The 26,106-nt window shown below is 42.2% G+C and carries 24 protein-coding genes and 1 riboswitch; of the genes, 13 read left to right on the top strand and 11 right to left on the bottom strand.

From position 1 onward, the window contains the following. Nucleotides 1-47 precede the first annotated feature (47 nt). The 7 genes from aroQ to B3317_RS00205 all read right to left on the bottom strand — a co-directional run bounded on the left by aroQ (nt 48) and on the right by B3317_RS00205 (nt 6,878). A complete protein-coding gene (gene aroQ, locus B3317_RS00235) occupies nt 48-476 on the bottom strand; it encodes a type II 3-dehydroquinate dehydratase (RefSeq protein WP_291107149.1) in 429 nt (142 codons plus the stop codon). Between the two features lie 115 nt (nt 477-591). Beyond that, complete coding sequence (locus tag B3317_RS00230) at nt 592-1,854, bottom strand: PLP-dependent transferase (protein WP_291107146.1); 1,263 nt, start codon at nt 1,852-1,854, stop codon at nt 592-594. 111 nt (nt 1,855-1,965) lie between these two features. Beyond that, complete coding sequence (thiD, locus tag B3317_RS00225; RefSeq protein ID WP_291107143.1) at nt 1,966-2,775, bottom strand: bifunctional hydroxymethylpyrimidine kinase/phosphomethylpyrimidine kinase; 810 nt, start codon at nt 2,773-2,775, stop codon at nt 1,966-1,968. A gap of 103 nt (nt 2,776-2,878) precedes the next feature. Beyond that, the gene (tenA, locus tag B3317_RS00220) at nt 2,879-3,532 is read right to left on the bottom strand and encodes a thiaminase II (protein ID WP_291107140.1); all 654 of its coding nucleotides are present in this window, start codon (nt 3,530-3,532) and stop codon (nt 2,879-2,881) included. Then, on the bottom strand, nt 3,529-4,173 hold the full coding sequence (gene thiE / locus B3317_RS00215) for a thiamine phosphate synthase (RefSeq protein WP_291107137.1): 645 nt from the start codon (nt 4,171-4,173) through the stop codon (nt 3,529-3,531). The genes tenA and thiE overlap by 4 nt, the downstream gene beginning before the upstream one ends. Nucleotides 4,174-4,175: 2 nt before the next feature. Further along, nucleotides 4,176-4,973: a hydroxyethylthiazole kinase gene (thiM, locus tag B3317_RS00210; protein ID WP_291107134.1), complete on the bottom strand. Its 798-nt coding sequence runs from the start codon at nt 4,971-4,973 to the stop codon at nt 4,176-4,178. Nucleotides 4,974-5,052: 79 nt separating this feature from the next. Beyond that, nucleotides 5,053-5,152: riboswitch (TPP riboswitch) on the bottom strand. Nucleotides 5,153-5,636: 484 nt separating this feature from the next. Continuing rightward, complete coding sequence (locus B3317_RS00205) at nt 5,637-6,878, bottom strand: carboxypeptidase-like regulatory domain-containing protein (protein WP_291107131.1); 1,242 nt, start codon at nt 6,876-6,878, stop codon at nt 5,637-5,639. 158 nt (nt 6,879-7,036) lie between these two features. Here B3317_RS00205 and B3317_RS00200 point away from each other — a divergent pair, with 158 nt between their 5' ends. The 5 genes from B3317_RS00200 (at nt 7,037) to B3317_RS00180 (ending at nt 9,598) form a co-directional block, all read left to right on the top strand. Beyond that, a complete protein-coding gene (locus B3317_RS00200; RefSeq protein ID WP_291107128.1) occupies nt 7,037-7,693 on the top strand; it encodes a rhomboid family intramembrane serine protease in 657 nt (218 codons plus the stop codon). Between the two features lie 145 nt (nt 7,694-7,838). Then, nucleotides 7,839-8,168, top strand: coding sequence for a hypothetical protein (locus B3317_RS00195; protein WP_291107125.1), 330 nt, complete (start codon nt 7,839-7,841; stop codon nt 8,166-8,168). 53 nt (nt 8,169-8,221) lie between these two features. Beyond that, nucleotides 8,222-8,896, top strand: a complete 675-nt coding sequence (locus tag B3317_RS00190) for an OmpA family protein (RefSeq protein WP_291107122.1) — start codon at nt 8,222-8,224, stop codon at nt 8,894-8,896. A gap of 200 nt (nt 8,897-9,096) precedes the next feature. Continuing rightward, on the top strand, nt 9,097-9,345 hold the full coding sequence (locus B3317_RS00185; protein ID WP_291107119.1) for a GlsB/YeaQ/YmgE family stress response membrane protein: 249 nt from the start codon (nt 9,097-9,099) through the stop codon (nt 9,343-9,345). 28 nt (nt 9,346-9,373) lie between these two features. Beyond that, a complete protein-coding gene (locus B3317_RS00180; RefSeq protein ID WP_291107116.1) occupies nt 9,374-9,598 on the top strand; it encodes a hypothetical protein in 225 nt (74 codons plus the stop codon). Between the two features lie 68 nt (nt 9,599-9,666). Here the strand turns inward: B3317_RS00180 and B3317_RS00175 are convergent, their stop codons facing one another. Both B3317_RS00175 and clpB read right to left on the bottom strand, forming a co-directional pair. Further along, on the bottom strand, nt 9,667-11,601 hold the full coding sequence (locus B3317_RS00175) for a S9 family peptidase (RefSeq protein ID WP_291107113.1): 1,935 nt from the start codon (nt 11,599-11,601) through the stop codon (nt 9,667-9,669). A 183-nt stretch (nt 11,602-11,784) separates the two neighbouring features. Then, the gene (clpB, locus tag B3317_RS00170; RefSeq protein ID WP_291107110.1) at nt 11,785-14,376 is read right to left on the bottom strand and encodes an ATP-dependent chaperone ClpB; all 2,592 of its coding nucleotides are present in this window, start codon (nt 14,374-14,376) and stop codon (nt 11,785-11,787) included. Nucleotides 14,377-15,148: 772 nt separating this feature from the next. Here clpB and B3317_RS00165 point away from each other — a divergent pair. The 8 genes from B3317_RS00165 (at nt 15,149) to B3317_RS00130 (ending at nt 22,059) form a co-directional block, all read left to right on the top strand. After that, nucleotides 15,149-15,298, top strand: a complete 150-nt coding sequence (locus tag B3317_RS00165) for a hypothetical protein (RefSeq protein WP_291107107.1) — start codon at nt 15,149-15,151, stop codon at nt 15,296-15,298. Nucleotides 15,299-15,630: 332 nt separating this feature from the next. Beyond that, a complete protein-coding gene (locus tag B3317_RS00160) occupies nt 15,631-17,052 on the top strand; it encodes a S8 family peptidase (RefSeq protein ID WP_291107105.1) in 1,422 nt (473 codons plus the stop codon). Then, nucleotides 17,049-18,416 carry an exodeoxyribonuclease VII large subunit gene (gene xseA / locus B3317_RS00155; RefSeq protein ID WP_291107102.1) on the top strand — a complete coding sequence of 456 codons (1,368 nt, stop codon included), beginning with the start codon at nt 17,049-17,051 and terminating at the stop codon, nt 18,414-18,416. The genes B3317_RS00160 and xseA overlap by 4 nt, the downstream gene beginning before the upstream one ends. A gap of 25 nt (nt 18,417-18,441) precedes the next feature. Then, nucleotides 18,442-19,494 (top strand): WG repeat-containing protein, encoded by a 1,053-nt coding sequence (locus tag B3317_RS00150; protein WP_291107099.1) that lies wholly within the window; start codon nt 18,442-18,444, stop codon nt 19,492-19,494. A gap of 19 nt (nt 19,495-19,513) precedes the next feature. Continuing rightward, a complete protein-coding gene (xseB, locus tag B3317_RS00145) occupies nt 19,514-19,711 on the top strand; it encodes an exodeoxyribonuclease VII small subunit (RefSeq protein ID WP_194224434.1) in 198 nt (65 codons plus the stop codon). Further along, nucleotides 19,708-20,379, top strand: coding sequence for a 2-C-methyl-D-erythritol 4-phosphate cytidylyltransferase (locus B3317_RS00140; protein WP_291107093.1), 672 nt, complete (start codon nt 19,708-19,710; stop codon nt 20,377-20,379). Before xseB ends, B3317_RS00140 begins: the two co-directional genes overlap by 4 nt. A 29-nt stretch (nt 20,380-20,408) precedes the next feature. Further along, nucleotides 20,409-20,969, top strand: coding sequence for a hypothetical protein (locus tag B3317_RS00135; RefSeq protein ID WP_291107090.1), 561 nt, complete (start codon nt 20,409-20,411; stop codon nt 20,967-20,969). Between the two features lie 22 nt (nt 20,970-20,991). Continuing rightward, entirely contained in the window at nt 20,992-22,059 is a 1,068-nt protein-coding gene (locus B3317_RS00130; RefSeq protein WP_291107087.1) for a M20 family metallo-hydrolase, read from the top strand. On the opposite strand, the gene B3317_RS00125 is transcribed toward B3317_RS00130, so the two are convergent. Next, a complete protein-coding gene (locus tag B3317_RS00125; RefSeq protein ID WP_291107084.1) occupies nt 22,048-24,024 on the bottom strand; it encodes a KUP/HAK/KT family potassium transporter in 1,977 nt (658 codons plus the stop codon). The two genes, B3317_RS00130 and B3317_RS00125, sit on opposite strands and share 12 nt — an antisense overlap. Before the next feature lie 307 nt (nt 24,025-24,331). Next, the gene (locus tag B3317_RS00120; protein WP_291107081.1) at nt 24,332-26,104 is read right to left on the bottom strand and encodes an ABC transporter ATP-binding protein; all 1,773 of its coding nucleotides are present in this window, start codon (nt 26,102-26,104) and stop codon (nt 24,332-24,334) included. Nucleotides 26,105-26,106 lie beyond the last annotated feature (2 nt).

Here is a 26,106-nt window from a genome sequence, read left to right as displayed (position 1 = left end):
ATGCAATTTAATTAAATGTATATAGTTCTTTTTTTGTTCTAATCTTCTCAGGCCTTTTTTACCTTTCGAAAAAAGTCTATTGCAAGTTCGTATGAAAATAGCCCCAAGCCGACTATCGATCCTTTGCATGCTGCCGCAATCATTGATTTGTGCCGGAATTCTTCCCGTGTGTGGATATTGGATATATGCACTTCCACTACCGGAGTGTTCACAGCCTTGATAGCATCATGAAGGGCAACGGATGTATGCGTATAAGCTCCCGCATTCAATATGATTCCGTCAAATGAAAAGCCTGCCTCATGTATTTTATCGATCAGCGCCCCTTCGTGATTCGATTGAAAATATGACAGTTCGCAGTCCGTACAGGTTTGTTGTAATTGAGAAAAGTATGTTTCGAATGAAGTATTCCCGTAAACATCCGGTTCCCTTTTACCCAACAAATTCAAATTTGGCCCGTTTATTATCTGTATCTTCATTTTTATCAGCTATTTAGCGCCGAATTCAGCTATTTTATTTGTTTAGAGGACAAAAGTACTACTTTTCTTTGAAACAAGTGACTAATATTTTACAATTAACGTAAAATTACAATCATTACTTCAAAACCTTCAACGCCTGTATAATATCAGTTTGTAAGTCTGAAACGTCTTCCAAACCGACAGACAAACGCATCAGATTATTTTCTATCCCCATCACTTCTTTCAGTTCCGGCGAAAACGTACCGTAAATAGTAGATTCGGGATGAATTATCAATGTTTTGTTGTCAAACAGGTTTGTTGCACGGCGGATAATTTGCAGCGTGTCCATAAATTTATAGCACGCTTCTTTGCTTTCCAGGCTGAAAGTAAGCATTGCTCCCGGATTTCCGCTAAACAGATCATCCGATATTTTCTTATATGGTGAACTCTCCAGCTTCGGATAGCCCACTTTTACTACTTCCTTTTGGCCGGAAAGGAACTGAGCCAGCTCGTATGCAGAAGCAGATACCCTTTCGTAGCGCAATTGCAGTGACTCCATCCCCAAAGCCTGCAAGTAAGCAGCCTCAGGGTCCATCGCCGCACCTATATTACGGGCTATCTCACGCTTTAGTTTAAAAGAGAACTGTGACATACCGTCTTTATGAGCTACGGCAGCCAACCGTTTATTGTGTGCCCAGTTGAATGTACCGTAGTCAAGGATGGCTCCGCCGATAGTAGTAGCACCTCCGGATATATATTTTGTAGTCGATACCACTTCTATATCCACCCCCGCTTTGCGGGCATCGAAGCCACACCACGGAATAATAGTCGTATCTACAATCATTGGCACATTACGGACCTTCAGCACCTTCGATATTTCGGGGAGATTGGCTATTTCCAAATGTGGATTCGTTATCAGTTCGCAGAAGAAGGCACAGGTATTTTCATCAATAGCTGACACTATTTCTTCAATATTATCGGTATTCACAAAACGTACTTCAACACCAAAAGCAGCAAGTGTAAATTTGAATAACGAGAAAGTATTGCCGAACAGATGCGGCGAAGTAACAATGTTACTTCCTGCATAGGCTATCGTTAGAAAAGTGTTGGATATGGCTGCCATACCGGAGGCCACCACCATTACATTTTCAGCGCCGGAGGCCGCTTTCATCTTACGTTCAAGATTCTCGACCGAGGGGTTCGTTATCCGGGTGTAGGTATGGGATGCCACTTCTTCTTTATACTGAAATGCAGCAGCAATACTTTCCGAATCGGAAAACTCGAAGGCTGCATTACGGTATACAGGCATCGCTATAGCCCCGTGTACATCCTGTTTGTTAAACTTTTCGCTGATAATGCGGGTAGAAAATTTCTTGTTTTGAGAGTCGTTCTGAGCCATTAGTTTATGACATTTGAAAAATTAAAGTCCAAAGGTAAAAAAGACTTATGGAATATTCATTACAATATGATGAAATATAATCTCAAATACCATAAATATGGCAGACACTTCCTACTCCCAAAAATCAAAGAAATGATGGACAGGCCCGTGCCCCTTCCCTATTTCATAACCGGCTCCGGCGGCGATCGCCTTATTCATATAATCTTTTGCCTGCTTTACCGCATCGGTCAGGGACAATCCCCGGGCCAGGAACGCAGCTATGGCAGAAGAGAATGTACAGCCCGTTCCATGCGTATTCTTTGTATGGATACGTTGCGAACTAAGTTCTATTATTTCATTGGTTTCAGCATTGTAGAAGACATCGGTCAGTTTGTCCCCGGTCAGATGCCCGGCTTTCAGCAACACGGACACCCTGTTCCCAAAGGAAAGGTCTCTAATAACTTTTGGCAACTCCTCCTGACTCCTGATCTTTTTCCCCAATAAGATTTCAGCTTCGGGAATATTCGGGGTGATAACCCTGACAAAAGGTATGAGTTCGCTCTTCAATGTTTCAATCGCCTCGTCCAGCAAAAGCTTATCGCCCGATGTGGCAACCATTACGGGATCGAGAACAATATTCTTCATACTGTACCGTGATAATGTATCCTTCACTGCGAGTATGAGTTCCGAAGAATGCAGCATTCCTATCTTTATCGCGTCCGCCCCGATGTCATCCAGAACCGATTTAATTTGTCCTGTCACAAACGGCACCGGAATCGGATGCACATCCGTTACACCTATTGTATTTTCATCTACTACAGCCACAATCACCGTTGCCCCGTAGCAACCGCAAGCCGAAAATGTTTTCAGGTCGGCCTGTATCCCTGCTCCTCCGCTGGGATCACTTCCCGCAATGGTAAGCGCAATTTTATAGTGTTTCATAATGAGTCCCTCCAACCTCCCCTAAGGGGAGACTTAATCAGTGTATTTAGTTCTGTATTCTACATATTACATTTATATTATATTTACTTATATCACAGGAGACCTATACAGGCCATTTCTCCAATCGCCATGCACTGTCCCAGAATATCCATTCCATTCTGGAGCACATTACATACGCATCGGTCATCGCCTGCTGTTGTTCCGGGGTACATCTATCCGCGAGTTCGTCACAAATGGAAATAGCGGTTTTTACCGACTGTTCGAATTCTTCCCCGCCATATGTATCTATCCATTTCTGATATGGATTCCCGCCCATAGTCTGGTGTTCGAGAATATAATCCCCCACTTCTTTGTAAATCCGGAAGCAAGGTAATACAGCCGCGGCAATTACTTCCACAGGAGCATTTGCCAGTTGCCTCAAAAGGAATGAAGTATATAGCAAACAACCCGGAGAAGGCACCGGTTTGGATGTGGAAGATATTTTACTGACGAAGCTTTCGTGCAGTGCTTTTTCTACAGCTATACTATCTCCGGCAAAATGAATAAATGCTTCGATATGTTCGGGACGACTAAGCTTTGAGGCCAACCCGGTCAATACTTTTCCATATTCAGCCAAATATAGCGCATCCTGTTGGATATAGAATATGAATTTTTCATTATCCAGTGTGCCATCTATCAATCCCCGAATAAAGGGTTGCTCTAATATTTTTTCGTATATGGGTTTAGCTTCATCCCATGCCTGTTTACTCCATTTCATAACTTTGTATTTTTTGATCTGTTTACGATTTCTTTTAGCTGACGGGCTGATTGCCGCGGATCAGGAGCCGACATAATAGCCGACACTACCGATATTCCATTCGCGCCTGCCTGTATTATATCCTGCGCATTCGTCTGGTTGATGCCTCCTATTCCCACACCGGGATGTCCGGATATGCGGGTTATTTCACGTATTCCTTCCAGACCCAAAGCTGTCGCGGTATCGGTTTTGGTTAGCGTACTGAAAACGGGAGAAATCCCGATATAATCTACGTCCAGATTATTGGCTTCGATTGCATCTTCGACACTTTCCACTGACAGGCCGATAATCTTATCTTTGCCCAGCAGTTTACGGGCAACGGTATATGGCATGTCCTTCTGTCCTATGTGCAAACCTTCAGCATCGCAGGCCAAAGCAATATCCAGCCGGTCATTTATAATAAGAGGTACATTGCAAGGTTTCAATATTGACTTCAATCTCATCGCCATATTATAAAAATCCTGTGTAGAAGCATCCTTTTCCCTCAGTTGCACCATCGTCACCCCACCTTTGACAGCTTCCTCAACAACCGTCTCCAACGGCCGACCAAGTGAAAGCGAACGGTCGGTAACCAGATACAGGCTCAAATCGAATGACAACATAATTACGATTGCTTTATATTATTCCTTATGGCAGCCTCATCAAGATTGTAAAGCTCATCCAAAAAATTGACCTGCAAACTTCCGTTTCCGGAAGACTTACAGGCGGCAATTTCTCCGGCAACACCCATAACAGCCATACCATGTGTAGCAGCTTCCAGCATATCGCCATTGATTGCGGCAAAGGCCGCGACAACCGCCGTAGCCGTACAACCCATCCCCGTAACACGGGCCATCATCGGATTACCATTTTCTACGGTGCGGGTATTCTCTCCATCGGTAATATAATCTGTCTGTCCACTGACAACGACTACCGCACCTGTTTGCCGGGCCAGAGCCTTAGCCGAATCGAGCGCAGAATCCGAAGAATCGGTACTGTCAACACCTTTAGTCTGTACATTGGCATTCCATAAAGCCATTATTTCAGAGGCGTTCCCCCGTATAACCGAAGGTTTACACTCTTCAATTATCTGTTTACATACAAGAGTCCTGTATGTAGTCGCACCCGCGCCTACCGGATCGAAAACAATGGGAGCATTGTTTTTTAACGCTGTCTTTCCTGCTATCAGCATAGCCTTCACCCATTCAGGCTCAAGAGTTCCGATATTTATTACTAAAGCAGATGCTATACTTGCCATTTCGGCAACTTCTTCGAGCGAATGCGCCATAACAGGAGACGCACCTATAGCCAGCAGGCCGTTAGCTGTATTGTTCATCACCACATAATTTGTGATGTTATGAATCAAAGGGGATTTACTTCTGACAGTATTTAAATCCCTCACTAATTTTTGAATATCAATCATATCCGGAAATATTAAAATAAAAAGCCGCTTCGAATAGTACGAAACGGCTTATAGATATATATTTGTTATTAACTGCTAATCTAAAATACGACCGTTTTCCTACGATGCCCATTACAGCATATCAGGTTCAAGGGTTTAATCTCAGCTCTTTCAAAAAAAGAACACCCCTAACAGTGACATGCAAACTTAACGAAAATTATTGGAGAAACAAGTCGTATTCTCAAAGAAGTTTATCTATATAGTAAGCTATTAGCCTTTAGCTGTTAGCTTGGGCTCTTTGAAGTATTGATTAAAGCAGTTACGAGATACGAGTAAACGAGATACGAGATACAAGATGTTGACTACTAACTGTTAACTGTTGACTGACATAGATGTTACCTTTGTTACCTTTTTTAAATAGAGTTACAAGTTGCTCGCATTTTATTTTGTTTCACGCTAAGACGCAAAGGTTTTATATCTTACCAGTTGTTGACTGATGACTGTAAAGTCTCTTGTGCGATAGCTTCGGCTAACGGCTAATAGCTATCAGCTAAAAGCTGATATATCTGTTACCTTTGTTACCTTTTGCGTCTTAGCATCTCTGCATGAAATACTGTTGACTGCTAACTGTTGACTGTTAACTGATATATCTGTTACCTTTTGTTTTTCTTTTTATTTACAGGCCTATATAAAGATTAGCAAAGCTGCTAATGGTATCAGTATAACGGACTTCCCCAAATAGTACGATACACCCTTTGCTTTTCTAGGCGAGTTGTCACCTAAAGAGAGTTCTCCGGTAAAACTGTAATTATTCCAACCGGAATTGGAATTATGATTGAAAGTCCAGAAGTCATCCTGAGTAGAATCAGGAAAATAAAACAGTTCCTGGCAGTACCCGCTCAATTTCCTTCTCTTTATTTTTATTTCATCAACAGTGCCTATACAATTAACATCACAGTGGTAAACTATTTCTTCTTCACGTCCAAATTCGTTCACCGCCCTGAATTTATAATAGGTGTAGCATTCTTTCATGTAATATTTACCATTGCTGGCTTTAGCAAATTCGAAACGCCCTACTTTCCTCAATATCCGGACCATGTTTCCCAGATATCTTTTTGCAGGTTGCGAGGCCAGAATAGAATCGACCGATTCTATCTCCATCGACTTAATAGTCATATCGCTTTTATTGATCCGTACCTCTCCATTCGCCCAGCCTTCTTTCCCGGCCAGAGGTTCTATATTCAGTATGATGAGAGAGCTGTCGGATGTATATGTCCTTGTTGTTTCATTATTAATACTTTTACCGAATGAGAGCAGGTGCGAAGCGTGATATTCGGCTCCGTACAGCTCGGACGTAGGAGTTACGGATTTTTGCAGCCGCCTGATGTCAACGATATTATATGTATAAGGTATCCGTTCCTTTTTTAAGGACTTCTTCAATATTTTTTCATCCAGAGTGGTTGTGTATTTGAGGTATATCTCGTTTTGGAGGGTGTCGGTAGTCTTTGTTTGCAGAAAATGTAACAGGTATCCGATGGAGTGGTCTGTGACCAGATTCCTTTTGGTATTGAGCATTACTTCTTCCAGCAACATATCGGCATCATACGGACTGATAACAACCGGATTGAGGGAGACCGGATTGAGTTCCATCACAACAGTTGGCTGTTGCCGCAGTACAGACTTCAATAATGATCTGGATTTGTAGCCGATACATTGAAAATAGATGACATCCTCACTGTTCTCGGGTATAGAAAATCGTCCGCCGGCATTGGTATATGCATATTCTTTCGATGAGGCTCCGTATTGGACAATAACGTCCGGAACAGGCTTCTTTGTATCCTTATCCACAACAATACCATTGATAGGTGTTTGGGCAAAGGTATATATACATAGAAATAAGAGGGGAAGTATGATAACTCTTTTCATCGATTTCGCAATTTAGGTTGTTATCTGATAAACGTTACTAAGCAGTATTTATTGAGGTATTCTGCGACAAAAATCAAATTTATATCTTTCGGAATCAAAATCAACAACTATATGCTCTTTTTTATACCTTTGCTCAGAATATTTAAAATTGACGATACATGGCATTCAATATTGCGGATATACTACCCATCATTATCATAGTGCTCACAGTACTTACCAGTATAAAGGGGTTTAATGACATGGCCTTCTTCGACAGATATAAATTCCAGGTGGGAGCTATATTGGGAAAATCGAAGCAGTGGGACCGTTTATTGACTTCAGCAACATTACATGGCGATTATATACATCTCATTTTTAATATGATGACCCTGTATTTCTTCTCCGGTGTAATCATACAATCTCTGGGCATCTGGCAATATCTGACAATTTACTTCTTATCCATCATAGGAGGAGGCTTGTTGTCTTTGTGGGTTCACCGTAAAGAATATTATTATAGCGCCATCGGCGCTTCGGGAGGGGTTGTAGGAGTATTATTCGCAGCTATTGCCCTGTTTCCGGATATGACACTTGGTGTGATGTTTATTCTTCCCATGAAAGGATGGATTTTCGGGATACTCTATCTCGGATATTCCATATACGGGATGCAGACTAGACAAGGGAATATCGGACATGACGCGCATCTTGGAGGTGCGGCCGCAGGACTTATTCTGGCTGTTGTTTTTGCACCGGTAATACTTCAGATCAATACATTATATATCGGAATAATGATAATTCCGCTGATTGTTCTGGCATATCTTGTTTTAAGAAAGAAATAATTGTACATTTGCTACGTTTTTTAACACAAACGGAATGACAAATCAAAATGTCTTAGCCTGTAAAAACTATTTCGTTCATTGAACATAGCACTTATTACTTTGTTATTAAATTATACATATATTTTGTAAGTAAAAAGCAATAATAATGAGCAACGAGAAAGACCTTATACAGTACGACGAGGATGATGCGGTAAAGTTTATACAGAACTATCTTCCACAGGAAATGAAAGGAAAATATACGAACGATGAGATAAATTATATCATCGATATTGTGTATGACTTCTATGATGAAAAAGGATTTATGAATGATGAAACCGATGAAGATTCGGTAGTCGATATCGATGAAGATGAAATTGTAGCTTATGTCCTGAAATATACAAAGAAGGATAAAGTGAATAATTTCGCAGAAGATGAAATAGCCTTTATCATACAGGGAGAACTAGCTTATTGCGATTCAATAGGAATATTTGAATAAAGAAAATATCACAAACAAAAAGTATACAAATAATTATTTAAATTTTATCAATTATGAAACAGTTTTCAATTCTTGCAGCAATATTTATGAGTTGCGCAGTTATATTTTCTAGCTGTGGAGCTAGTGATACAGTAAAAGGCGGTGGTATCGGAGCAGGTGCAGGCGGAGCTCTTGGTGCAGGCATCGGAGCCATTATCGGTGGCGGTAAAGGTGCTGCATGGGGCGCAGGTATCGGAGCTGTAGTCGGAGGTACTGCAGGTGCTGTTATCGGGAACAAAATGGAAAAACAAAAGAAAGAATTGGAACAAATTAATGGAGCACAGGTTGAGTCTATCAATGACGGACAAGCTATCAAAGTTACTTTCGAATCAGGAATTTTGTTTGCTACCAACTCTAGCACACTGAATTCTGCTTCTCAAAGCGCATTGACAAGTTTTGCAACATCCTTGAAAAACAACCCTGATACAGATGTCCAGATATACGGTCATACCGATAATACCGGTAGTGATGCCATAAACAATCCACTGTCTGAAAAACGTGCACAATCGGTTTACAACTTCCTTCAATCTAAAGGAGTTTCAGGTAGCCGTATGGTATCCCAAGGCTTCGGTTCTACTCAGCCTGTTGCTGACAATAGCACTGTTGCGGGAAGAAGCCAAAACCGTCGCGTTGAAATCTACATCCTTCCTAATGAGAAGATGATTAAAGACGCCGAACAAGGGAAATAAAAGCGTTGAAATTATAAATAAGGAAGAGGGCTGTTCACAAGAATAGCCTTCTTTTTTATATTGCCTGATTTTCTATCTGCTGAGAATAACAGAGAACTTTTTTAACATTCCGGATGTTATATAAATGATTGCTTTGATAAAAGCTGCGAACTACAGGAGATTTCAAACTTCACAATATTAACAAGTAAATATAAGAAATTATGGGATTTATATGGTCAATCATAATCGGTATATTAGCCGGATTTATAGCCGGTAAGATAATGAAAGGTAGTGGCTTCGGTCTTATCCTTAACCTTATAGTCGGAGTAGTCGGAGGATTGCTCGGCGGATGGATATTTACGTTGCTTGGTCTGGGAGTAAATGGTATTATAGGTAATCTCGTAATGTCTACAATCGGTGCGATTGTGCTGCTTTGGATAATATCCCTATTTAGCCGGAAGAAAGAATAGAATTACTAATTGATAAAATAGAATAATTATGAAGAAAGTATTGATAGGAGCAGCCCTGGGGGCAGCAGCAATTTACGCAGTAAGCAGACTGTATAAGCAAGGTAAATTAGACGGATTTTGCGACGATATGAACAAATTCGCCAGCAAAGCAAAACGGAACCTGAAAAATGTTGCCGATGTAGGCAAGAATCAGGTAGAATATATCAAAGACCGCGTTGAATATGAATTAAATAACGGAAAAGAGAGTAAATAATACGCAGATAAGAAAATATAAGAATGGGTAACTTAATCGTTACCCATTCTTATTATATATAAAAGACATTATTTCGCCTCTGTCTCCTGTTTCTCTTTCAAGTGTTCTCCCAAGAACTTCTCCATAGCACGATAGAAGTCAAATCTGTTTTCCTCGTTATGAAATCCGTGACCTTCATTATCCTTTACCATGTATTCGGTTTCTATTCCTCGTTTTTTCAGAGCCTCCACCATCTGGTCCGATTCGTCTTTATTTACACGTGGATCGTTTGCACCCTGCGCTATAAATAGTGGAGCTTTTATATTATCTACATGAAATACCGGAGAAGATCCGGCAAGCAGAAGGCTGTCTTTCTTTGGATCACCTACCATTTCATACATCATATCCAACATCGGTTTCCAGTATGGAGGTATCGTATTCAGGAATGTAAACAGGTTCGATACACCTACATAGTCCACTCCGCAAGTGTAGAGGTCAGGGGTGAATGTAAGGCCGGCTAAAGTAGCGTATCCACCATAGCTTCCTCCGTATATGGCTATTTTATCAGGATTGGCTATCCCTTTTGCTTTCAGCCATTCCACACCGTCCGTAATGTCGTCCTGCATTGTTTTCCCCCATTGCTTAAATGATATTTCCCAGAATTTTTTACCGAATCCGGTAGAACCCCGGAAATTCATCTGGAACACGGCATACCCCCTGTTTGCCAGAAACTGTATCTCAGGATTGAATCCCCATCCGTCTCGGGCCCAAGGCCCTCCATGCGGATTAACTACTACAGGCAGGTTCTTCGCAGTCTCCAGGGTATATCCTTTCGGCAGTGTCAGGTATCCTTCTATTTCCAGACCATCACGTGTTTTATATGTAACACAGTTCATTGTCGCCATGTTGTTTTCATCCAGCCACGGGTAAATATCGGCGATATGTGTCAATACGTCTTTTTCCACATCATAGACATAATAAGCTCCCGGTGTCTTGTCATTGTACGTGCGGACAATAAGCATATTCTCATCCTTGTTTTTGCTGTTAATGCCAAACGGTCTGTTTGCTACCTTAGAGGAAATCTTATCATATATGCCTTTCAATTTATCATCGAAGAAATGACGTTTTATGCCATCATGCCCCTGATATGCAACCAACTGCAACTTCTTGTCCTTTAGGGAATATGACGCTCCCGATATATCGTATTTATCATTTTCATAGAGCTTTTCATCTTCTTTCATTGTCTGAGGATCGAATATAATCAATGCATCCTTATCTCTGCCTATATTCGATGTTGCATACAGTTTCTGATTATCAGATGTAAAGAAATAAGGATCGAGGGTTTCTTTGAAACTGGTGGTTATAAGGACTTTGAAAGCATCCTCTTCTTTATCCCTGTACAGAAGGCTCTGATTCACACCGTCAAGGGCCATGGCAACACGTAATTTGCCATCATGGTCAGTCATCCATCCCTGAATATTTCCCGGATTTTCGGCAAGCATTGTCAACTCTCCGGTCTCAATATTCAAACGGTAAGGATCAAATATCTGAGGGTTTCTTTTATTCAGCCCGATAATGACTTCACTGTCTATCTCAGGCAGGTCATCAATGATTTGAGTACGCACTTTTTCGAATGCAGTGAGTGGCAGAGGGTTACTGCCATCTATATTTACGCCATAGAGCTGATAGTTTTCGTCACCTCCGGTATCTTTCAGGAACAGGATGCGATTATTATTACCCCACAAATATCCGGCAATATCCCTCTCTGTTTCCGAGGTAATTCTTATCGCTGAATCTTGTCCTATTTTCTGCACATAGATATTCATCCTCTTTTGGTAAGGAGCGGTATAAGAATAGTATTTTCCGTCGGGAGAGATCTGATAAGAAGATTTTTCGGGATTCCTGAAAAAATCTTCCAGTGGTAAGACCGGAGCAGCTACCGGAGCCTTGTTGCATGAGGTTGCCAGTCCAAGTGTTAAACAGAATAAAACGATGATGCTTAATGAGAGTGATTTCCTTTTCATAGTTAAAATGGTTTTATTACTACTATAAGTACTTGTCGTACAAATGTATTAAAAAATCACAAGAATACTTTTTTTATTTAAAGAAGTTACTCCGATAGATTTTCAGGCAATCAATATATTTCCCCAAAAATGGGAGAAATCCGGTTGATTGGCTGATCGACCGGATTTCTTATATCCACATCTTTAGTTCTTAAAACTCAACTCCCCATCCTTCATATCTATTATGATGGGATTCTCCCTGTCTACTGTTCCGGCGAGCAGTTGCCTCGATAATGTATCCAGGACAGTTCGTTGGATAACACGCTTAACAGGACGTGCCCCGAACTCAGGATCGTAACCCATTTGTGCGATCCCGGCAATAGCTTCTTCTGTAAATTCCAGTTTTACCCCGTTGCCTTTCAGCATTTTCACCACGCCTTCGAGTTGCATGCGGACAACCTGTTCTATCTGTGCCAGATTTAATGGTTCAAACATAACCGTCTCGTCGATACGGTTCAGGAATTCGGGACGCATATTCACTTTCAGCATATCCAACACTTCGCGTTTGGTTTTCTCTACTACTTCGTCGTGGTTCTTTGGTGTTATTCCCGCGAAGTTTTCACGAATCAATGGAGATCCCATATTGGACGTCATGATAATGATTGTATTTTTGAAGTTTACCACACGGCCTTTATTATCGGTCAGGCGTCCGTCGTCCAATACCTGCAATAAGATATTGAAAACATCGGGATGCGCCTTTTCTATTTCGTCGAACAATACTACCGAATACGGCTTACGGCGAATGGCTTCTGTCAATTGCCCCCCTTCGTCATAACCGACATATCCCGGAGGTGCCCCGATAAGCCGGGTAGCACTGAATTTTTCCTGATACTCGCTCATGTCGATACGGGTCATCATATTCTCGTCATCGAACAGAAATTCGGCGAGGGCTTTCGCCAGCTCGGTCTTACCGACACCTGTCGTACCCAGAAATATAAACGAGCCTATGGGACGTTTGGGGTCTTGCAGTCCTGCCCGGCTGCGGCGTATCGCATTTGATACGGCAGAAATAGCTTCATCCTGCCCCACAACACGCCTGTGCAACTCCACTTCGAGATTCAGTAATTTCTCCCGTTCGCTTTGCAGCATCTTGTTGACAGGGATGCCTGTCCAGCGGGAAACCACATCGGCAATATCGTAAGAGTCTACTTCTTCTTTTATCATTGCCTGATTTCCCTGCATTTCATGCAGTTGTCCTTGCAGTTTGCCGATACCATCTTCCAATTCTTTCAATTTACCGTAACGGAGTTCGGCAACCTTTCCGTAATCGCCTTCGCGCTCGGCTTTTTCTGCTTCGAATTTGGTATTCTCTATTTCTATCTTATTCTGCTGAATCTTATTGATGACTTCTCTTTCCGATTGCCATTTGGCTTTCAGGTCTTTTTCTTCATCTTTCAGCCTGCTTATTTCTTTCGATAGCTCTTGTTCTTTCAACTTGTCATTCTCGCGGCGTATAGCTTCTCGTTCGATTTCGAGTTGTTTGATACGGCGGCTCTTTTCGTCCAGTTCTTCCGGTACGGAATCTACTTCCATACGCAGTTTTGCCGCAGCCTCATCCATCAGGTCGATAGCCTTGTCGGGCAAAAAGCGGTCGGATATATAACGGCTCGACAGTTGCACGGCAGCAATAATAGCCTCGTCTTTGATACGCACCTTATGGTGGTTTTCATATTTTTCTTTCAGTCCCCGCAGGATGGAGATTGCGTCGGCCTCACTCGGTTCATCCACCATTACAGTTTGGAAACGGCGTTCCAATGCCTTGTCCTTTTCAAAATATTTCTGATATTCATCTAAGGTCGTAGCCCCTATCGAACGTAACTCACCTCTTGCCAACGCCGGCTTTAAGATATTGGCAGCATCCATGGCTCCCTCACTTTTCCCTGCACCTACCAATGTATGTATCTCGTCGATAAACAAGATAATCTCTCCTTCCGACTTGGTAACTTCATTCACTACAGATTTCAGCCGTTCTTCGAATTCACCCTTATATTTTGCTCCTGCAATGAGTGCACCCATATCCAGTGAGTAAATCTGTTTGCTTTTCAGGTTCTCAGGAACATCACCCCGTACAATACGATGTGCAAGCCCCTCGGCAATAGCGGTTTTACCCGTACCCGGTTCACCTATCAGTATGGGATTGTTCTTGGTGCGGCGGCTAAGTATCTGCAATACACGACGTATCTCATCATCGCGGCCGATAACAGGGTCCAGCTTTCCGTCTTTGGCTCTTTGAGTCAGGTTTATAGCATATTTTTCCAGAGATTGATAAGTATCTTCGGCAGTCTGGCTGGTTACATTCGTACCTTTACGTAGTTCATTGATTGCCAGTTGCAATTCTTTTTCGGATACGCCTGCATCCTTGAGCATCTGCGCCGCCGTGCTCTTGCCTGATAATACACCTAATAATATATGCTCGAGGGAAACATACTGGTCTCCCATCTTCTTTGCATATTCGGCAGCTTTTTCCAGTACAGCATTACTTTCGCGGCTGAGAAACGCTTCACCTCCTCCCGAAACCTTCGGGAAAGAATCGACTTCCTTACTCAATATATTCGTCAAATGACCGGGATTGGCCCCCAGTTTCTGGAAAAGAAAATTCACAACATTCTCCCCGGTCATTATTACTCCCATAAGTATGTGAGCCGGTTCAATAGACTGTTGCCCTTTGTCTTTTGTAATCTCAATGGCTTTTTGTATCGCCTCCTGAGATTTGATTGTAAAATTATTGAAATTCATATGTTTAGTTTTTCTGTTTGCTTGTATTTTATATAACTATTGTCTGTTTATACTTGTTCAAAATATTTGCCAAGTTCGTATTTTTGACAAAATGTCAGATAATAATTAATTATTCGTTGGTAACTGATCGTTTCCGGTCTTGCATTCGTGAAGGTTACTAAAAGTTGACAAACTTTACACATTTCTTATCCTGTTACTTTTCTAAAAAAATCTCGGTAACTTCATTTACCCGGCGATAAAAATAACGCACGCCAAGACGCTATGACGATAAAAAGTAACAAAGGTAACAGAAGTATCAGTTAACAGTAAACAGTTAGCAGTCATCAGTTCGTAATGTAAAAAACCTGACTTACCACTTTACTTAGAACTTACTACTCACTACTTGTTAAAAGGTAACACTATTTACAGTCAACAACTGGTAAGATATAAAAACTTTGCGTCTTTGCGTGAAACAAAATAAAGCGTCTGCAACCCGTAACTGTTAAAAGGTAACAAAGGTAACACTTTTTCTACCTATTACTTTTTACCCTCTCTGCAGCCTCCCCTTGGGGGATTGAGGGGGCCTGTCAATACGTCAAAGAACTCCGGCTAACAGCTCTTATTATATAGATAAACTTCCTTTGAAAAAGCTACTGATTCGCTTCTTTATTTACACCCGTAAATTCTTAATTAAAGAAAAATTCACGCTGTTTTTAATCAAAATCAGACATTCGATTGTTTCTATAAAATAAGCGAATTATATTAACAACCGATTTATAAAAACCTGAGGATTATGGAAGATTTTGAACTAAATGATAAAGAAGCGAAAGAACTTAAAGCTTTGAAACGAAAAAACAGAAGGCAAAATGCCTTTTGGGTATTAGTTGCCTTGCAGGCAGGGTCGCTGCTATTATCTTATTATTTGGGCAGATCTCATAAATAAAAGCCCTTAATAAAAATAACATGGAGTAANNTTACTCCATGTTATTTTTATTAATTGGTTATTGGATTTTTTCTAAGGCGCCAGCCGGCTTGTATTTGGTTCCGCCTGCGGGACGAGGCCGGGATCGCGATGTTGACGACAAGACAAAGGCTCTTCAGGCTTTAGCCATACGTGCATCAGCCGACTCGTAACTTGTAACTAAAAATCCAACTTTTTTATTCATCAGTATGGCTTTTAACGAATAATTGGTATTATTGTAAACTCTAATAATTACAACTAAAATAAACGACTAACAACTATTATCTTTACTTTTGTATAAAACAAATAACAACATGAAAAAGGTAACATTACTTTGCGCCCTGCTCATATCGGTTTCGGCTCTGTTTGCGCAGGATTACAACTACAAATTCCGGCTGACACTCAAAGATAAAGGACAGACACCCTATACAATAGATAAGCCCGAAGAATTCCTTTCTCCCAAAGCGATCGAACGTCGTCATAGACAAGGGTTTGCGATAGACACTTCCGATCTTCCAATTTCATCGGAATATCTCAAAGCCATAGAAAATGTGGGAGGAGTTATCGTAGCCAAAAGTAAGTGGATGGGAACAGTAGCCGTCCATTGTAATGACAGTACACTGGTAGAAAAATATAAAGAACTCCCTTTCGTATCCGATGCTCTCTTTGTATGGAAAGGAAAGCCAAAAGGTGAAGTGAAAACAGATAGTATCATAAATTATGCGGCAAAAGAAACAGTCGCGTTTGGCAATTATTATTCAAAATCGGGTACAAATATAGAGATGAACAACGGGCAGGTTCTGCATAATGCCGGATATAAAGGTAAAGGCATGACTATAGCCGTTATCGACGCCGGGTTTAATCACTTACCCCAGATAGAAATGCTCAATAATCTGGATATAAAAGGGTATAAAGGCTTTGTGTATGAAAATGAAGACCTGTTTAACAATGCTAATCAGCACGGACTAAATGTATTATCTTGTATAGGCACGAACAAGCCGATGCAATTTGTAGGCACTGCGCCCGAAGCCAGTTTCTGGCTGTTTGGCTCGGAAGACTCCCGCAGTGAATTTCCAATAGAAGAAGATTATTGGGCTACAGCTATAGAATATGCCGATAGCGTGGGGGTAGATGTAGTAAATACATCGTTAGGATATAACAACTATGATAAGCCTGCAAAAAGCTATACACATAAAGACCTCGATGGCAAAACGGCTCTTATTTCACGGGCGGCAGATAAGGCCTCTCAGAAAGGGATGCTGGTGGTAATCAGTGCAGGTAACTCCGGCGATTCGGAATGGAGAAAGATAACCCCACCCTCTGATGCGGTGAATGTGCTCACTGTGGGCGCTATACAACAGGATTCAAGCATTGTCGGTTTCAGTTCGCGTGGTCTGACCGCCGACCTCCGGATAAAGCCTGATGTGATGGCATTAGGGCTAGGGGCGGCAACTATTGATGATAATGGACGTGTAAGCTTCAAGGCAGGCACCTCATTTTCATCTCCTATCATGTGCGGGATGGTTACTTGTCTGTGGCAGGCATTTCCGACATTGACTAACCGCGAAATAGTAAGTATTGTACGCGAATCGTCCGACAATTTCGAAACTCCCGATCAGGATTACGGATACGGCTTGCCCGACATGAACAAGGCAATGTCCCTGGCCCAATCTTTAGTGGAAAAGAAAGAAAAAGCAGCAAGTCAGGTTAAAGAAGCTTCAAAGAAAAAGAGATGAACAATCAGGCTATCTCGCTATATGAACTGAACAACCTTATAAAAGGAGTACTTAACGACACTCTCCCCGAAATGGTTTGGATCAGGGCGGAGATGAGTGACGTACGGGTTAATCAGAACGGCCATTGCTATCTGGAATTTATAGAAAAAGACCGTATCGGCAAAACGCTTGTGGCCAAAGCCCGGGGCATGATATGGGCGAATACCTTCCATCTGTTAAGGGCTTATTTCGAAAATTCTACTAAACAGACTTTTTCTTCGGGCCTCAAAGTACTGGTACAGGTGAGTATCGAGTTTCATGAATTATATGGGTTCAGCCTTACGGTTCACGATATCGACCCCAGCTATACCTTAGGCGATCAGGCCCTGAACCGTGCTGCCATTCTCAAGCAACTAGAAGAAGACGGAGTCCTTTATCTTAACAAGGAACTGGAATTACCTCTTCCGATGAATCGCATCGCCATTATTTCTTCTCCTACGGCAGCGGGTTATGAGGACTTTCTCGATCAGCTGCATAAGAATGCTTTTGGATTTGTATTCTATACAAAACTTTTTCCGGCCATCATGCAGGGTGACAGGTCTGAGGATTCTATTATTTCAGCACTGGAGCGTATATACGAATATCAGGATTGCTTCGATGCTGTCGTTATTATAAGGGGAGGGGGAGCTACATCCGATCTTAGCAGTTTCGATTCTTATCTCTTAGCTGCCAGTTGCGCCCAATTTCCACTGCCTGTTATCACGGGGATAGGACACGAACGGGACGAAACCGTTCTGGATGTTGTAGCACATACCCGGGCAAAAACACCGACGGCAGTAGCTGAATTCCTGATCGGCAACCTGACAGAAACAGCAATGGAGTTGACAGAAATATCTCAGGATATAGTATCTTTGGTTTCGCAACGGCTACAAGATGAAACTGTGCGCCTGAGTGTATTCGAAACTAAAAACTCATTTATCCTGAAGGGCTGGTATAGAGAACAGGAAACTGTACTTTCTTCTGCCAGAAATGTATTGGCAAAAGGTATGGTGCGGATACAACGCGAAAATCAGAACAAGTTCGCATTCCTCGAAGATAATTTGAAGAGGAAGTCCTTACAATTATTGAAAGATAACCAAAGCAAATTTTCCTTGCTGGAGGATAGTTTGAAAAGAAGTATACAACAGCAATATAAGGAAGAATTGAATAAGTTGGAAACGTTGGATAAACAGTTACATTTATCCTCACCCGAAAATATATTAAAAAAGGGCTATACTCTGACAATGAAAGACGGGAAGATTGTAAAACAAAGCGGGATACTAAGAAAGGGTGATGAGATTACGACTTTTTTCCCGGATGGAAAAATAGAATCTATTGTAAAATGAAGTCATATACTCTTAAAAAAATACTATGAACACAGATAAAAAACCGATTTCTTATTCTTATGCTTTCAGCTTTATGGACGGAATGGCACATATAATACGCAAGTCGGGTACAGGATTTATAAACAAATACGGAGAACTGGCGGTCCCCTGCATTTATGAAATGGCGTACAGTTACTTTGATGGCTTGGCAATGGTACAGAAAGACAAAAAAAACGGTTTTATAGATAAGGCAGGAAATGTAGCTATTCCTATCGAATATGAAAATGCCGATGCCTTTGCCGACGGTCTGGCCGGAGTGTCTGAAAATGGCAAATGGGGCTTTATAGATAAGCAAGGGAAACTGGTCATCCCATATTTGTATGACGGTGTAAACTGGTTTTCGGAAGGCCTTTGCGGTGTGTTTAAGGATGGTAAAGCCGGAGTTATAGATAAGCAGGGTAATGAAGTCATAGCTTTTGGCATCTATGAAGAAGTGATGGATTTCAACAATGGCCTTGCTTACGCCTGTAAAGACGGACATGGCGGATATATCGACCGATCAGGCAATGAGGTTATTCCTTTTGTATATGATTGTAAAGGCAGCGGCCTGTTTAAAGAAGGCCTTATCTGCATTTCGAAGGAGAATAAATGGGGAGTATTGGACAAAGACGGCCGCGAAGTTATCCCTTTCATCTACGACGATATGGCTGTCGAATTTTCCGAAGAACTCCTTGCGGTAGGAAAAGACGGTAAGTATGGATGCATCGACAAGCAGGGCAATACCGTTATCCCTTTTATATATGACGACCTGCGTAATTTTTCGGAAGAGCGTGCGGCTGCACGTATGGGGAATGTCTGGGGATTTATAAACAACGAGAATAAAGCGGTTGTACCTTTTGCATTCGAAACGGTTTACAGCTATTCCGAAGGGCTGGCATTGGTTATGCAAAAAGGGCGTAATGCCTATTTTATTGATAAAAACGGTGAGATAAATATTGCTTTGAAGAGAAGTTACAATATTTTCGATTATGTAAAGTTAGGGTTTCTGGGGCTTGCTGCGGCAGCATTGATATTTATGCTGATTAGAGCATTGGTATAGAATAAAATAATTAAAGGATATGGCAAAGAAAGAACAAACATACGGAGAAGCGATGCAGGAGCTACAAGACATTATGTACCGCATCGAAAATGAAGAACTTGATGTGGATGTGCTCCTAGAGGAAGTAAAAAAGGCAGCTACACTTATCAAGTTTTGCAAAGACAAATTGCAAAAGACCAACATTGAAATACAAAAAATACTGGATAAAATAGAATGAGCAATAGAAGTGTCATTATCGTTGCTGGCGGCAAGGGCCTGCGTATGGGAAGCGATCTGCCCAAACAGTTTATCCCGGTTGCGGGTAAACCTGTTTTGATGCGTACTATCGAGGCTTTTCACTCTTACGATAGCAATATTGATATTATTCTTGTGCTACCCTATTCTCACCATGTGTACTGGAAGGAATTATGTGCTAATTACCACTTCGGAATACCGCATACAATTGCTATGGGAGGTGAGACCCGCTTTCATTCGGTGAAGAACGGATTAGGATTGATAAATGGAGGAATAGTGGCTATACAGGACGGGGTGAGGCCGTTTGCTTCTAAAGAAATGATTGCGCGGTGTTTCGATGCAGCTAAAAGATATCATGCTGTTATCCCGGTGATAGATTCTACAGACAGCCTTCGGGAGATGATTGACGGTACGAAGAGCAGGATAATAGACCGTTCCGGAATCAGGCTGGTACAGACCCCGCAGGTTTTTCATACGGATATATTGAAAAAGGCATATGAAACGGAATTCAAAGATACATTTACCGATGATGCGTCGGTAGTAGAGGCTATGGGGATAGATGTGCATCTGGTGAAAGGAGAAGTGACGAATATAAAGATAACAACTCCGCTGGATCTGAAAATAGGGGAGTTGATAGTGAGAGGTGAATAGTTTTGTTTTTTAATTTAAATAAATAGGCTGTGAATTTAGACAAAATAGCAGAAGACCGTATTTTTCAGAACAATACACGTGAAGAAATCAAGCGTTGGGGTAGCCGGCTGCAATACTTCCATTACATGCGTTCAAGAGGAGGACATAATTGCGAAGGTGACTCTTTTTGCGCCTATTTCAGATATGCGGATAGAAAAGACCTTGGGGAAAAGCTTTTTCAATTGGGTGTAACGCTTAATAAACTTGAAGAAGGATGTATCCCATTCGATCCTACAGTCTCCTACTCTTTCGACGATCTGGATAAACTGAGAATGACTATCAACCAATATCCCGATCTGGAACAGCCTCAACATATCATCATTTCCGGCTACAAAGTACATATATGGGTCTTACCCAACAGTTTCGAACTATCTGTATCGGGAACGAAAGCGGGGTTGGCATACAAAGTGTCGGAAGATGATTTTCAGGTTTGTATGGCGTTGGAAAAGATTTTTGAGTCACTTGATTGGAATACGATTGTGGATGATGATATCAAGCATCAGGTGCATTGTATATCCAAGGAATTATATCCTGAACTATTCAAACAATAAAGATTAAAAAATAAAGACCATTATGGAACACGATATCGACGCGCTATACTACAATGCAGTAGACCTACTGAAAGAAATGATTAAAACACCCTCTTTCAGCAGGGAGGAGCATAATGTGGCGGAAGTCATAGCCACTTGTATGCGTAAGGCGGGTTATGAACCACAGCGGAAAGGTAACAATCTTTGGATACAGTCGAAAGACTTTGATGAGGCCAAGCCGACTATCCTGCTCAATTCGCATATGGATACCGTGCGCCCTGTATCGGGATGGACTAAAGACCCTTTTACACCTGAGGTGGATGATGATACATTATTCGGGCTGGGGAGTAACGACGCCGGAGCAAGTTTTGTTTCCCTGTTGCATACATTCTTTATCCTGACTGCTAAGAAACAGGATTATAACCTTATATTCCTGGCCTCATGTGAAGAAGAGGTCTCTGGAAAAGATGGAGCCGAAGCTGTAGTTCCCCTCCTTCCCAAAATAGAATTCGGCATTGTGGGAGAGCCTACACAGATGAATCCTGCTATTGCCGAAAAAGGACTTCTGGTACTTGATTGCACTGCATATGGAAAGGCGGGTCATGCTGCCCGCAACGAAGGAGAGAATGCCATCTACAAGGCGTTGAAAGATATAGAGTGGTTCAGGACATATCAATTTCCCGAGGTCAGCGATCTGCTGGGCCCTGTAAAAATGACCGTGTCGATGATTAATGCAGGAACTCAACACAACGTAGTTCCCGATAAATGTGACTTTGTTGTGGATGTCCGTAGCAACGAGTTATATAGTAACGAAGAACTGTTCAAGCTGATAGACAGGCAGACTGGATGCGAAGTGAAGCCACGTTCGTATCGTCTTAATTCGTCCCGTATCGCATTGGAAAATCCGTTTGTCCAACGTGCGATAATGATAGGGAAAGAACCGTATGGCTCGCCTACCTTATCGGACCAAACATTTATGCCGTTCCCTACTCTGAAGATGGGGCCGGGAGATTCGGCACGTTCGCATACTGCAAACGAGTATATCCTGCTCAGTGAGATACGGGAAAGTATGGAGTTGTATGTGAAACTGCTCGACGGTCTACGAATCTGATTCTTCCGCCGATTGCTTCAGTAATTCTTTCAGCTGCTCCTCGGTATGATCGACCTGCCTTAGCGGTACTGTTTCGACAACGGCCAGTGATGGGTCTATATCATACATCTGGGTGTCGGAAGTAGTAAGCTTCTTGACCAGATTATAGCAGGCGAGTACGATCTGACGCGACGGATTCATATGCACATTGCGAAATATACGGTCTACTACCATATATTTGAAATCGCCTCTCTTATCGATTCCTTCTTGCATAGACGGGTAGCGGGTAGTAAGGTCGACAAGCCCGTGGCGCTCTAGCTCATTAGCTATCAGTGTCACATACTTATCGGTGTGGATACCCAACTTAAATCCGGCTCTGATATTGATACGGAATACTTTCTTCGGGACATACACCGTTGTTTCATAGCTGAATTCGTAAGGCTCATCCGTTCTCTTGATACGGACAAACCAGTAAGTGTCGGCGCGCTTAGGGGTTCCTTTAAATAGAGAGTATGCTATTTTGCTCTCAAGGAAGTTCTTGTTATTGGCTTTTACTATATATACCAGATGTGTTGCCGCTTTGGGTACGGTTTCATCCTTACTGATACGGATAATCTGGTTGATATATTGCTCGTCCACCTGATCGTAGACTGTATAGTGGCGTTTTATCCTGCGTCCGTTGTACCATGAATACATGAACAGAAGTAATATACTTGCTATAACAATAGGCACAAAACCACCGTGGGCAAACTTCTGCATATTGGCAAGGAAGAAGCTGAACTCAATAACGACGAAGAATAAAGTCAATGGAATACTGAACCACAAAGGCCTGTTATTCTTCATAAAGTAAAGGAATAGCAGCACACTTGTCATCAGCATGCTCAGGGTAATAGCAAGCCCATAAGCCGCTTCCAGTTTCATAGAGGATTGCATGGTAAGAATGATAATGATACACAGCACCATCATCATATGATTGATGGAAGGGATATAGAGTTGTCCTTTTATATTAGCCGGATATTGAATTTTTACATTTGGCCAGATGTTAAGGGAGATAGCCTCACTGATAACGGTGAACGAACCGCTGATAAGTGCCTGGCTGGCAATAATGGCGGCGATTGTAGCCATCATCACTCCGATGAGACCAAACCATTCGGGCATCATGGCGAAGAACGGGTTGATGTCGTGGGTTACCTTACCATGGCTGTTGATAATCCATGCTGCCTGTCCCAGATAGTTGAGTATAAGCGCTATCTTCACATATATCCACGATACGCGGATATTCTTCAGACCGCAATGCCCCAGGTCGGAATAGAGAGCTTCTGCACCTGTGGTACAAAGGAATACCGCACCCAGTATAATCATTGTTTGCGGAACGGCAATAAGGAAATTAATCGCATACATCGGGTTGAATGCTCTCAATACAGTGACATCGGTGACAAGCTGGCTCATTCCCATAACTGCCATCATGGTAAACCATGTTATCATCAGCGGACCGAAGTATTTACCAAGGGAACCTGTACCAAAGGGCTGAACGAGAAACAGTATGAGGACTATAGCTATAGTGACAGGTATAACAGGAATATGCGGGGCAATTGTATTCAACCCTTCCACGGCCGACATAACGGTCATCGCCGGAGTAATAATTCCATCGGCAAGTAGTGTCGCCGCTCCTAATCCGGCTAGGACATACGCCCAACGGTATTTCTGACGTACGAGTGCATATAAAGAAAGTATTCCACCTTCACCTTTATTATCGGCACGCAGGGTGATGATGACATATTTAAGAGTGGTCTGGATAGTCAGCGTCCAGATAACACAGGACACAGCACCCAGAATATAGTCGGGACGTGTAAGTTGTCCGGCAGGCAGGGCATTCAGTATAGCCCTCATTACATACAAGGGAGATGTACCTATATCGCCAAATACGATACCGATGGCAAGTACGACACCCAGGGCACTAAACGGGACTTTATGATTTTCTTTCATGCATTCTCATATTGAAAATTGCCCCAAAAGTACAAGATAATTCTGTATAAAAGTATTATATACGGTTAATTTTTCTTACGGATCATAGATTGCCTATTTATCTCTATTCAACTGATTTAAGAACTTTGTACTGTTTTGTGGGCAGGTAAACCACAGAGTTATTAACAGTTCTGAAGCCCGAAAGTTTTGGCTTGAGCACAGGCGCTTCAGAGTTGGATAGAAGATTCGTTTAGTATGTAGACGGATTACGGTTATTAGTTCCTGTTTAATAGCCTTGTATTAGCAGAACAAATGAATAATAGAAAAATTAAAATTCTTCGAATTGTTCCTGATATAAAGAATAATATTTTCCTTTCATGTCCAGTAATTCTTTATGGCTGCCTTGCTCTATGATTTGTCCATGATCCATTACAAGAATCTTATCCGCATTCATGACTGTAGACAGTCGGTGGGCTATAATCAGGCTGGTACGTCCTTCCATCAGTTGATCTAGCCCTTTCTGTATAAGCAGTTCGCTACGCGTATCTATATTACTCGTAGCTTCGTCGAGCAGAAGGATTGGAGAGTCGGCAACAGCCGCGCGTGCGATATTGAGCAATTGGCGTTGTCCCTGACTAAGGTTTGCCCCGTCATTTTCAAGCACAGTATCATAACCTTGCGGCAAACGTTTGATAAAGGAATGTGCAGCAGTCAATTTCGCGGCCCGGACTACTTCTTCATCAGTTGCACCGAGCCGCCCGAAGCGGATATTCTCGCGCACAGTACCTGTGAATAAATGAGTATCCTGCAAAACAATGGCCATTGATCTGCGAAGGTCTTCACGCCTGATATTTCGGGTGGAATTGCCGTCTATGGTTATTTCTCCCGACTTGATATCGAAGAAGCGTGGCAGCATGTTGAGTATTGTGGTTTTGCCGGCTCCGGTTTCGCCTACCAATGCAATCTTAGTCCCCGGAGTAGCATGGAGGGATACTCCCTTCAGAATAAGTTTTTCAGGTTTGTAGCCGAAGTAGACGTCTTTCATTTCCAGATCGCCTTTTACATTACGGAGGCTGATGGCACCGGGTGTATCGGCTTGTTCAGGCTCTTCGTCTATTACCTGAAAGATACGTTCAGCCCCTGCTATCGCAGCCTGTATGCTGTTGTATAGACTCGCAAGCTCGTTTATCGGCCGCCCGAACTGGCGCGAGTATTGCAGGAATGCGGCAAGTCCCCCCACGTCGAAGCCTCTGAATATGGCAAGTAACGCTCCCACAATGGTAATAATGACATAGTTCAGCGTGTTCAGGTTCTGCATTACGGGCATCATCATACCCGAATAGAACTGGGCTTTTTCGGATTTACCTCTCAGGCTCTGATTGATTACATCGAAGTCGGTTTCTACCTTTTTTTCGTGTCCGAATACTTTAATGACCTTTTGCCCGCTTATCATTTCTTCAATGTATCCGTTTACCTCACCCAGTGTCTCTTGTTGAGCCTTGAAGTACTTGCGGCTGCGTTTTACGATCAGTTTAGCACTGATAAACATAAGCGGAACGGTAATCAGGGTCACCAGCGTTAATATCGGGCTGATGTATATCATCAGGGTAAAAATCCCGATTAGCATCAGCGCGCTGGAAAGCATATCGGACAAGCTGTCGGTAAGCGCCGTGCTTATCTGGTCTATATCGTTCGTATAGCGGCTCATCAGGTCGCCATGCTGATGAGTGTCGAAATACTTGACAGGTAACTGTTCCATCTTTTTGAACAAATCGGTACGCATGCGGGTCACTGTATTCTGCCCTATTTTATTCAGAAGAATGTACTGGATATAAGTAGCTATGACCCCTGCCAGATAAATTCCGGCCAATACGAGAAGTATTTTTATAAGTCCGTCGAAATTACCCGGCAGAATATAGTCGTTGATGATGGGGCGAAGCATATATGAACCCAACAGGCTGGATACTATGCTGACAATAATAAGAAAGCCGATCACCGAGAGCAGTTTCTTATCGCAGGTAAGATATGACATTAGCCGCAGGAATGTTTTCCTTCCCTCGGTTGGCTTACCTGTATGCTTGTAGTGGTCTCCGTGTGCCATAT

The organism is Dysgonomonas sp. UBA7710 (assembly GCF_002482385.1).
In the GTDB taxonomy this organism is placed as follows: Bacteria; Bacteroidota; Bacteroidia; order Bacteroidales; family Dysgonomonadaceae; genus Dysgonomonas.
This window is presented reverse-complemented; position numbering and strand designations above follow the sequence as displayed.